Source organism: Lacrimispora sp. (assembly GCF_036758025.1).
Lineage (GTDB): Bacteria > Bacillota > Clostridia > Lachnospirales > Lachnospiraceae > Lacrimispora.
Genome location: NZ_DAIOXM010000025.1, coordinates 71,571 through 75,602 on the forward strand (window position 1 = coordinate 71,571; position 4,032 = coordinate 75,602).

Here is a 4,032-nt window from a genome sequence, read left to right on the forward strand (position 1 = left end):
CAACCTGTCCCTATTGCGATGGACGCAAGGCAATCCCTGGAAAGACCTCATTGGCTGCTTTGTTTTTTGATATTTCTCGTGAGTTGGATTCCGAGAATAATATAGATGCAGATACGCTACTGCCAGGTTCATCTCAATATGTGAAATGGAACTGCTCAGAGTGTAAAATGAACTGGCAATCTGCGGTTAGGGATCGGGTATCAGGGGAAGCAACCTGTCCCTATTGCGATGGACGCAAGGCAATCCCTGGAAAGACCTCATTGGCTGTCTCGCAATCAGAGCTTATGAAAGAATGGAAGTATATTTCTAATTTCTATTTATTAGATCCTGACACCATAAATGAGAAATGTAATAACGAAGTATGGTGGAAATGTCCAGAATGTAACAATTCATATAAGATGAGTCCTAAAGCAAGAGTATATAATCAAAAAAGAAAGTTTGAGTCTTGCCCTTATTGCAAGGGTAGAAGAAGAAGAAAAAGGCACTTTTTTTAGTGATATAAGCTTGGGATAGATTCATGGAATCATCATTATTGATACTTTAGAAATTGACTAACGAGAAAGCATTATATTATAATAAAGTTGCAAGTGAAAAAAGTTTGAAAGGGTGGAGGCAATGGATATGGATATGAAGTACCAGGCAGATTTAACGGATGCCAGAAATGAAGGTAGACTTGAAGTTGAACGCACCATAGCAATAAAAATGCTTAGAGCTGGAGAACCCCATGAGAAAATCAAACAATATACAAAATATACAGATGAAGAACTTGATGTGTTGTATCAATCAGATTGCTGTGAGTCATAGACCAACTAGCTAAGATGGAGATTTGTTATGCAGATTCTGTAGAAAAAGTAAAGGCACCATCCCATAGTATTCAAAGTTATATAAACTCTTAAGTTCATCTATACAAAGTTCAAAATGCTTTTTAAGATAATTCCGTGAAGCACTTAAGAAATCTTCTTAAATAGCAAATTTAAGACCTGAGAGTCGATCTTTACCCGCATTTATTATAATTTCAGACCGATCTTTAACGTGTTTTCCTAAAGAATAAAATTTAGGAAATTTAGTTAAACAACTTAATGATTCTGCTAGAGGTTATGGTGGGACAATACTTTATGAAAATCACATTTGGAGTAAACGTGCGCTAGGGTACGGTACAATTGATAAAGTAGCAGATGAATTGAGACTCTCGATATAAAGGAGATAATAGATATGCTGACAGTTAATGCAACTGATGTAAGGAAAGATTTTAGCAACATAATTGACCAAGCTGTTCATCAACGCCCATTATTCATAAAAAGATCAAAAGATTACTTATGTCTTTCAAATCTGGCTACAATAGAAAGCATCCTGTCCATTTACCACTTTACAGCAGAAACCGAGTTAGAACAGGATGGGTCCTACACAATAACATCAAATGAGATGGACTTAGTGGAGAACGGGAATACTGAAGAGGAGGCATGTGAAAAATTAGCTGAATCAATTTTGGAGTATGCTCAAGAATATTATGAAGAATATAGTCTCTGGAGTAAAGCACCAAATAGGAAGAAGCATATTCCTTATGTTTTAAAAGCCATTATCCTTAGTGATGTAAAACAGATTGCAGAGGAGATTCAAAAGGATGTTGAGCAGGGTTAAGATTTGGTGCTTGCCCTAGCAAAAAATTGATAGAAGATAGAAGATTTTTTTAGAAATGGTAAACCTAATAAAATAATATTGGTTCAATATTTATGATAATGACACCAGGAAGCTTATACTCTGATAGCAAGTATTTTAAATGAAATGATAACGCCGCTTTTCAGCGGCGCGGTTTTTTTTGAACAAAATAACCATTTTTAGTTTTTTACTTATAACGGTTAAAAAACTATTTTTGAACAAAACTCCTTAAAAATTTTTTTTACTTATTTGAACGTTATAGGAAAAGCGGACCCTATATGGTGTCCGCTTTTAACTTTCCCTCAGCTTTACTTTGTTTCTGGCGCTTCTCCGGCGTTCATCCTCCAGTGCGGCATAATGCTTCTTTGTCGTATTTACATCAGAGTGGCCTAAAACATCTGCTACCAGATAAATATCACCTGTTTCCTGATAGAGGCTGGTTCCATAGGTGCTGCGCAGCTTATGGGGGGTGATCTTTTTTAAGGGAGTTACCAATCTGGAGTATTTTTTAACCAGGTTTTCAATGCTTCGTACAGCGATGCGTCTGTTCTGCATAGAAAGGAAGAGGGCTCTTTCGTGGCCTTCCTGCGGAATGATGCGGTCCCGTTCTTCCAGATAATCAAGAAGCGCATCTTCAACCTCAGAACCAAAGTATACTGTAACTTCTTTTCCACCTTTTCTATGTATACGAATCCCACCGTTTTTAAAGTCAATATCATCAATATCTAAGCCCACACACTCTGATACGCGGATACCAGTTCCCAGCATCAGTGTCAGCAGAGCCAGATCGCGTACCTTTGTTTTAGCATGGTAAGATTTTTGTTTCTCAGTCAAAGCCTCACCGCTTTCCACCTCATCCAGCAAAAGAGCTACTTCATCTACATCCAGACGGATAATTTCTTTTTCGTGAAGCTTTGGAAGTTGTATCAAAGAAGCAGGATTGTTTTTAAGTCGTTCATTTCGGTAATAATAATTATAAAAGCTTTTTAAAGAAGAAACTTTCCTCATGATTCCCCGTTCTTTATTGGTGACTTCCTGATTTCTGTCATTAAAACGGTATTTTAAATATTCCATGTATTCCTCAATATCTACAACATGAAGCTCATCTAAGTAATCCAGGGTAATGTCCTGGATATTGAACTTACTCATCGCAGGATTTTCTTTAAGCAGGAAATCAAAGAATACCTTCAGATCATATGCATAAGCGATTCTGGTCCGGGAAGATGTGCGTGGCTCTATTCCTCGGAAAAAGTCTCCGCAAAAACGAGGGAGTTCCTTTACTAACTGACGCAGGTGCTTTACGTTTTCAATATCTTTTTGCTGATGGTAGGAGAGAGAAGAACTCATAATCTGGCCTCATTTCTAGTGGATTTTAGTGTCTGATTTTAATTTATGATTTCAATAATATTGATTAAATTAATTTTGTTTTGGATAGTAATTAAGCCATATTCAGCCGGATAGTCCGGTTTTGGGTATGGGGCGTTGCAAAAGACAAATGTATATCTATTGGTTATATATGAAGCGTTTTTAATTGATTGTTGACTGCAAAAAACAAAAGATATATCCGCTATAAAAAACAATAAAGTGGTAGAAGATGCAAGGGGTCGGGTAGTTGCAGCATACAATATTAGTATATGTGATAAATCAACTGTATTTAGGCGCATAAAGGAAAATGGCCTATAGAAAGGAATTTCCCTTAAACTATTCGTTAAAGTGTTGTTTCGCGAATAGTTTAATCTTAGTACTTATATCTTAGCATTTCTTTGCTTTTATGTAATCGGATAACCGAAAAAAATTTTCACTGCTGTTTTGTCGTTTTTCACTGTTTCTTCCAGAAAACCGAAAAACTAAAATCATGGGGTTTTGTCGTTTTTCCATTCGATACTATTCATTAAGTATACCACATTGGCATCATACTGGTCCATTGATATTTATAAAAAATGATGCATTTTTCTGCGCAATCCTTTACAATATGGACAAGGCTTCCTTTTTCTCTTTTGATAATATAATTTCTTTTTTGGACTCATAGCATATGAATTTTGACACTCGGAACAAGTCCACCAAACACTACCCGAATAATTTTCTATAATATTATCTGGATCAATAAAGAGCCAGTTACCTAAATTCCATTCTTTCATCATATCAGAATGTAATGCTTTGAATGAAGTTTTTCCACGTATAGCTTCTCTTCCATTACAATAAGGACAATCTATTTCTACGTTCACTCTATCTTTCACTGAGCCTTTCCAAGACATTTTACAAACGAGACAATCCCATTTAACTAGAGGTGAATATGTAGATAAAATAATTTCTGAACTTACTTCATTATTTGAAGAATATTCTGCAGCCATTTCAGGATACAGTGCTTTAAAGGAG

5 protein-coding genes are annotated in these 4,032 nt (G+C 35.9%); 3 read left to right on the top strand and 2 right to left on the bottom strand.

What is annotated here, in order from left to right:
- The 3 genes from V7M78_RS18065 to V7M78_RS18075 all read left to right on the top strand — a co-directional run.
- A partial coding sequence (locus tag V7M78_RS18065; RefSeq protein WP_333651766.1) for a zinc-ribbon domain-containing protein occupies positions 1-494 on the top strand: 494 nt, incomplete at its 5' end.
- A 127-nt stretch (positions 495-621) separates the two neighbouring features.
- Positions 622-804 carry a hypothetical protein gene (locus tag V7M78_RS18070; protein WP_333651767.1) on the top strand — a complete coding sequence of 61 codons (183 nt, stop codon included), beginning with the start codon at positions 622-624 and terminating at the stop codon, positions 802-804.
- Between the two features lie 408 nt (positions 805-1,212).
- Positions 1,213-1,638 (top strand): hypothetical protein, encoded by a 426-nt coding sequence (locus V7M78_RS18075; protein WP_333651768.1) that lies wholly within the window; start codon positions 1,213-1,215, stop codon positions 1,636-1,638.
- A 309-nt stretch (positions 1,639-1,947) separates the two neighbouring features.
- Here V7M78_RS18075 and V7M78_RS18080 read toward each other — a convergent pair whose 3' ends face one another.
- Both V7M78_RS18080 and V7M78_RS18085 read right to left on the bottom strand, forming a co-directional pair.
- Positions 1,948-3,003, bottom strand: coding sequence for a tyrosine-type recombinase/integrase (locus V7M78_RS18080; RefSeq protein ID WP_333651769.1), 1,056 nt, complete (start codon positions 3,001-3,003; stop codon positions 1,948-1,950).
- Between the two features lie 584 nt (positions 3,004-3,587).
- Positions 3,588-4,032, bottom strand: a 445-nt coding sequence (locus V7M78_RS18085; protein WP_333651770.1) for a zinc-ribbon domain-containing protein, incomplete at its 5' end; no start/stop codon positions are given.